Raw genomic sequence first — 6299 nt, 5'->3', positions numbered from 1 at the left:
CCCCGACGTCAGGGCTGCCGGTCTGTCGGGACGCCTGTCCGTCCGCCCTCTCCTCCTCCCCGCCTCCCGCTGCGTCGGCCCCGCCCCGGTGGACGTGGCCGCGCGGAGCGCTGTAGCTGTACAGGGCATGGAATAGCGGGGGCGGCGGAACGGGTTGTTCCATTCATGACTACTCTCCGCAAGCTCGGCTCATCCAGCCTCCAGGTCTTCCCGCTCGCCCTCGGCGGCAACGTCTTCGGCTGGACCGCCGACGAGGCGCAGTCCTTCGCCGTCCTCGACGCGTACGCGGCGGCAGGCGGCAACTTCATCGACACCGCCGACGCGTACTCCTCCTGGGTCCCCGGCAACGAGGGCGGCGAGTCGGAGACCCTGATCGGCAAGTGGTTCGCGGCGCGGGGCAACCGTTCCGACATCGTCCTGGCCACCAAGGTCGGTGCCCACCCCTCGTACAAGGGACTCTCCCCCGCCACCATCAAGGCCGCGGCCGAGGAATCGCTGCGCCGGCTCGGCAGCGACCACATCGACCTCTACTACACGCACTTCGACGACGAGACGGTCCCGGTCGAGGAGATCATCACCGCCCTCGACCAGCTGGTGAAGGAAGGCAAGGTCCGCGAGATCGCCGCCTCCAACATCACCCCGGAGCGGCTCCGCGCCTCGCTGGACTTCTCCGAGCGCGAGGGACTGGCCCGTTACGTGGCCCTGCAGCCGCACTACAACCTCGTCTCCAGGGACACCTACGAGGGCGAGCTCCAGGACACCGCTGCCGCCGCCGGGCTCGCCGCCGTCCCGTACTTCGCCCTCGCCTCCGGCTTCCTCACCGGCAAGTACCGCCCCGGTACGACCGTGGACAGCGCGCGCGCCGGAAAGGCGGGCCTGCACCTGGAGTCGGAGCGCGGGCAGAAGGTCCTCGCCGCGCTCGACAAGGTGGCGCAGGAGCGGAACGCCGAGATCGCGACCGTGGCGCTGGCCTGGCTGGCGTCCCGGTCGACCGTCGCCGCCCCGATCGCCTCCGCCCGTACGGTCGAGCAGCTGCCCGCGCTGGTGGCCGTCGCTGATCTGCGGCTCACGGACCAGGAGCTGACCGAGCTCACCGAGGCGTCCGCCTAGTCCGGCTGCCGGTACCGGACTGCCGGTCGCAGATCAGCCGGTCGCAGGGCTACTGGTCGTAAGGCGGTTGGCCGTCGGGCGGCGGCGGGTTGCAGGGCGCCGGGTTGTGGAGCGGTGCGTTGTCCGGGGGCTGCGTGTACGGCTGACCCGCGTACGGGTTCTGGCCGTACGGGTTCTGGCCGTACGGATACGTGGGGTGCGGGCTCGGGGCGTGGCTGCCGTAGGGCTGGTACGTGCCGGGTCCCGGGTACGGCTGGTGCGCCGGAGGCGTGAACCGGGGACGCAGGCGGCCCGTCGCCTGCGCCGCGTACGCCAGTGCGGGTCCGGCGACCTCCCGGCGCTGCCACAGATGGTGCAGCAGCTCCAGCTCGCGTTCGGCCAGGTCATGGCCCGCCGTGCCGCGGCGGGCCTGCCGGCGCAGAAACGCCAGTGACGTCGCAAACGACTCGTACTCGGCGACCGCACGGGCCGCCGCCTTGCCCTGTGCTTTGGCCCGGGCCCTGGCCGGGGCGCCGATCGGGGCCGGTACGTAGCCCTGGCGGCCGTACGGACCGCCACCCGCTGCCGCCGCCTGCCACCGGCGTGCCGTGTCCCTGGCCATGCCGCGGGCCCGCATCGAGGCCAGGGCGAGGGGCTCGGCGGGGGACAGCCAGCCGGCCGCGGCGTAGGCGGGCAGCTCGACGGCCAGCGTGCGCAGCTCGCGCTGGCGGGACCAGATCGCCAGCCAGGTCACCAGGCCGAAGGCGGGCACCATGAACACGCCGTACACCGCGTAGAAACCGTACGGGCCGAACGTCGACGAGCCGTTCCACAGGGCGTGCATGCCCATCGCGAGGACCAGGCCGAGCAGCGGCAGCGCGATGCGGCGGAAGCGCTGATGGCGTGCGCTGCTCGCGGCGATCCCGAAGCCGATGCCCGTCATGACGGTGAAGAGCGGATGCGCGAACGGTGACATCACCGCCCGTACGAAGAACGTCGCGACGGTCACCGAGGCGAAACCCGAGCCCATCTCCTGGTCCTCGCCGAAGGCGTTGCCCAGATAGAGGATGTTCTCGGTGAAGGCGAAGCCCGTCGCGGCGAAGCCGGCGACGGCCACGCCGTCGACGATCCCGTTGAAGTCCCGTCTTCGGAACAGGAAGAGCAGCAGCACGGCCGCGGCCTTGGCGCTCTCCTCGACGACGGGCGCTATCACCGTGGCGCCCAGCGTGTCCGCGCTGCCCGGGTCGGCGGTGGCCGTGGCGATCCACTGGGTCGCGAACGAATTCGCGAGGATCGCGACGAGGGCGGCCGCGCAGGCACCCCAGGCGAAGGCGAACAGCATGTTGCGCCACGGGCCCGGTTCGACCCGGTCCAGCCAGCGGAACGCCGTCATCAGCAGCGGGACCGGCAGAACCGCAAGCCCCAGACCGACGAGGAATCCCTGAGTGCCCGTCTGGTCGCGGACCAGAGCGAGGATCACCAGGCCGCACAGGGCCAGCACGGTGAAGACGGCGACGACGCGGAGCGTCCTGCTCCGCCACAGCATCCCGACGCGGCGCGGCCGGTAACGCCACTGGCCCCGCTCCGGCACGGCAGCCAGGATCTCGCCGACCCGCTGCTCCTCGAGCACCGGGACGGCCGGCTGCGACTGCCGCTGCTGCTGCACAGAACCGTCGGACACCCCACGACCCTAACGAGGAGGACTGACAACGGCCATGGCGTATCGCCGGGCCCGGCCACGGGGCCCTGTTCCGGTGCGGCTCAGTGGCGGGCGAAGAGCAGGTCGTGCACGACATGGCCCTTGTCCAGGCCCTGCCCCTCGAACCGGGTCAGCGGCCGGAACGCGGGCCGCGGCGCGTAGCCGCCGTCCGCCGCCGTGTTCTCGAACCGGGGGTGCGCGGTCAGCACCTCCAGCATCTGCTCGGCGTACGGCTCCCAGTCGGTCGCGCAGTGCAGGACCGCTCCCGGCCGCAGCCGCCGCGCCACCAGGTCGAGGAAATCCGGCTGGATCAGCCGGCGCTTGTGGTGGCGGGACTTGGGCCACGGGTCGGGGAAGTACACCCGGAGCCCGTCCAGCGAGTCCGGTGTCAGCATCTCCCGCAGCAGGATGATCGCGTCGCCGTTGGCGACCCGGATGTTGGACATGCCGTTCCGGTCCGCGAGGCGGAGCAGATTGCCCTGGCCCGGGGTGTGCACGTCGACGGCGAGGATGCCCGTGCCCGGGTCGTCGGCGGCCATCTGCGCGGTGGCCTCGCCCATTCCGAAGCCGATCTCCAGCACCACCGGCAGCCCGTCGAACAGCTCGGGCAGATCGAGGACCCGCAGCCCGTCGATGTCCAGGCCCCACTTCGGCCAGAGCCGCTCCAGGGCGTCCTGCTGGCCGGGCGAGACCCGGCTGCGGCGCGGCTGGAAGCTGCGGATCCGGCGCTCGTGGTGCGAACCGGCGGGATCGGCCGCGGGGCCGCCGGGAAAGCGGGGCTCCTGACGCAGCCGGCGCTGGCGGTCCAGTGCCGCGGCGCGCAGATCGTCCGGGATTCCGGCGGTGGCGGGTGCGACGGGCGCGGGGTCGGCCCCGGGCACGGTCTCCGGCGGTTCGGCTCCGGGCGCGACGTCGCCGGGCGTCGTGGGGGAGGGGTTCATGGGCTCAGACACAATGCCCTGATTCTACGGCGGGCGGTTTCCACCCCGTCCCCTGTGCCCGCAGGAGCGCCCTGCGCGCCACCTCCCGCCCGATGGGCAGCGAGGCCGTGGCGGCGGGCGACGGAGCGTTGAGCACATGCACCGTGTGCGGGGCCTCGCGGATCAGGAAATCGTCCACCAGGGTGCCGTCCCGGAGGACCGCCTGGGCCCTGACCCCGGCCGGGGCGGGCCGCAGGTCGGCCTCGGTGACGTCGGGCAGCAGCCGCCGCACGGCCGCCGTGAAGGCGTGCTTCGACAGTGAGCGGTGCACCTCGCCCGCCCCGTACCGCCAGTGTCTGCGCGCGATCCGCCAGGTGCCCGGCCAGCTCAGCGTGTCCATCAGCTCACGGGGGCGCACGACCGGCCAGCCGTAGCCCTCGCGGGCCAGCGCGGGCACCGCGTTCGGTCCGACGTGGACGCTGCCGTCGTGGCCGCGGGTCAGATGCACGCCGAGGAACGGGAACGCCGGATCCGGCACCGGATAGACCAGGCCGCGCACCAGATCGGGCCGGGCCAGCTCGTAGTACTCCCCCCGGAAGGGCACGATCCGCATCCCCGGGTCGTCGCCCGCCAGCCGCGCCACCCGGTCGCACTGCAGCCCCGCGCAGTTGACCAGCACCCGGGCCCGCACCACCAGGCCGTCCGCCGTCCGCACCGCGACGCCCCAGGGCCGCCGGTCGATCGCGGTCACCTCGGCGCCGAACCGGATCAGGCCGCCGCCGGCCCGCACCTCGTCGGCGAACCGCCCGGCGACCGCGCCGAAGTCGCACACCCCCGTCGTGCCCACCCGGATCGCGGCGAGGCCGCGCACCCGGGGTTCGTACTCCGCGATCTGGGCCGGCCCCAGCTCGCGCACCGGAAGCCCGTGCTCGCGGCCGCGCTGCACCAGCGCGTGCAGCCGGGGCAGCTCGGCGCGCCCGGTCGCGACGATCAGCTTGCCGGTCACCGCGTGTGCGATGCCGTGCTCCCGGCAGAAGTCGACCATCTCGGCGGCGCCGCGCACCGCGTACCGCGCCTTGAGCGAACCCGGGCGGTAGTAGATGCCGCTGTGGATCACCCCGCTGTTGCGGCCCGTCTGGTGGCGCGCGGGGCCCCACTCCTTCTCCAGCACGGTCACCCTGGTGCCCGGAGCGGTCCGCGTGATCGCATACGCGGTCGACAGACCGACGATCCCGCCGCCGATCACCAGCACATCGCAGTCGTACGCCGCGTGCGTCATCATCACGCCACCTCCCACCCCGATAGTGCACTGACCCACTGACAACGCACTCAAACCCGCCAGGGCCAGCGTGGCGCCCGAAATTTCGGCGGCGCGAGGTACCGGGCCGCCGGAGCCCGGCCCGTTCACGGAGCGGCTACGCGGGGGCCACCAGCAGCGGGCGGGCGCGTTCCCGCAGCTCGACGACGCGCGGCTCGTCCCCGTAGGGCTCCAGCCGGTGCAGCAGATCGCGCACGTACTCGGTGGTCCGCGCCGACGAGATGCGGCCCGCCACCTCCACCGCGCGGGTCCCCGCCGCGCAGGCCGCGTCCAGGTTCCCCGACTCCAGCTCGGCGACGGCCGACACCACGAGCCGCAGCCCGTGCGAGCGCACGAACTCCTCGGTCGGCCTGGACAGCGCCTGCTCGGTGAAGCGCCGCACCTGCCGAGGCGCCTTGAGGTCGAGGTGGCACTCCGCGGCGTCGGCCGCGAACCGGTCGTACGAGTAGAAGCCCAGCCACGACGGGTCCGCGTCGCCGTCCCGGGAGCGCTCCAGCCACCCCTCGGCGGCCTTCAGCGCGGCCCCCGCGGCCGGTGCGTCGCTCGCCTTGGCGTGGGCCCGTGCCTCCACCAGGCGGAAGAAGCTCATCGTGCGCGCCGTCGCGAGCCCGCGGTTGCGCTCCACGGCCGCCTGCGCGAGGTCGACGCCCTCGTCGGCGAAACCGCGGTAGGTCGCCTGCAGCGACATGGAGGCGAGGACGTAGCCGCCGAGCGGTACGTCCGCCGCGGCGCGCGCCAGGCGCAGCGCCTGGATGTAGTAGCGCTGTGCGGCCTCCTGCTGGCCGGTGTCGAAGGCCATCCACCCGGCGAGCCTGGTCAGTTCGGCTGCGGCGCCGAAGAGTGCCCGGCCCACCTCGTCGCTGTACGAACCCAGCAGCAGCGGTGCGGCGTCGACCCGTAAGCACTCCGGGACCATGGACGAACGCCAGTCCCCGCCGCCGTACTTGGAGTCCCAGCGGCGCGCGTCCTGGGCGGCCTCGCGCAGTTTGGACACATCGCTGTGGCCGACCCGCAGCGGCGAGACGCCGTGCGCGGACTCGGGACCCGGCTGGGCCGGGATCGAGACGCTGTGCCCCGGTGTCGGTGGCGCGCCGTGCCCGTGGACCGGCGGCGCCCCCGCCTGACCCGGTACGAACGGGGTTCCGGACAGGATCTGCTTCCCCGGCGCGCCGGGCGGCGCCGTGACGCCGGGTGCACCCGGCGTGCCCTGCGCCCCCGCTGCGCCCCGTGCGCCCTGCGTGCCGAGCACCGCCGCCTCGGCGGCCGCCGAGGC

The 6299-nt window shown here is 73.6% G+C and carries 5 protein-coding genes; 1 reads left to right on the top strand and 4 read right to left on the bottom strand.

What is annotated here, in order from left to right; genetic code table 11:
- Positions 1–165 precede the first annotated feature (165 nt).
- On the top strand, positions 166–1110 hold the full coding sequence (locus J1C73_RS31580) for an aldo/keto reductase (protein WP_207319371.1): 945 nt from the start codon (positions 166–168) through the stop codon (positions 1108–1110).
- Positions 1111–1159: 49 nt separating this feature from the next.
- Here the strand turns inward: J1C73_RS31580 and J1C73_RS31575 are convergent, their stop codons facing one another.
- The 4 genes from J1C73_RS31575 to J1C73_RS31560 all read right to left on the bottom strand — a co-directional run.
- On the bottom strand, positions 1160–2770 hold the full coding sequence (locus tag J1C73_RS31575) for a PrsW family intramembrane metalloprotease (protein WP_207319370.1): 1611 nt from the start codon (positions 2768–2770) through the stop codon (positions 1160–1162).
- Between the two features lie 80 nt (positions 2771–2850).
- Positions 2851–3729 (bottom strand): tRNA (guanosine(46)-N7)-methyltransferase TrmB, encoded by an 879-nt coding sequence (trmB, locus tag J1C73_RS31570; RefSeq protein WP_242644987.1) that lies wholly within the window; start codon positions 3727–3729, stop codon positions 2851–2853.
- A gap of 4 nt (positions 3730–3733) precedes the next feature.
- Positions 3734–4990, bottom strand: a complete 1257-nt coding sequence (lhgD, locus tag J1C73_RS31565) for an L-2-hydroxyglutarate dehydrogenase (RefSeq protein ID WP_124284588.1) — start codon at positions 4988–4990, stop codon at positions 3734–3736.
- A 133-nt stretch (positions 4991–5123) separates the two neighbouring features.
- Positions 5124–6299 (bottom strand): NsdA family TPR-like regulatory protein (locus J1C73_RS31560; RefSeq protein ID WP_242644986.1); only part of this gene is annotated, 1176 nt, incomplete at its 5' end.

Source organism: Streptomyces laculatispora, from assembly GCF_017353455.1.
Classification (GTDB): Bacteria; Actinomycetota; Actinomycetes; order Streptomycetales; family Streptomycetaceae; genus Streptomyces; species Streptomyces laculatispora.
This window is presented reverse-complemented; position numbering and strand designations above follow the sequence as displayed.

Coding starts and splice junctions, on each gene's coding strand:
- J1C73_RS31580 (WP_207319371.1), top strand. CDS start 166: ATGACTACTCTCCGCAAGCTCGGCTCATCCAGCCTCCAGGTCTTCCCG.
- trmB (WP_242644987.1), bottom strand. CDS start 3,729: ATGAACCCCTCCCCCACGACGCCCGGCGACGTCGCGCCCGGAGCCGAA.
- lhgD (WP_124284588.1), bottom strand. CDS start 4,990: ATGATGACGCACGCGGCGTACGACTGCGATGTGCTGGTGATCGGCGGC.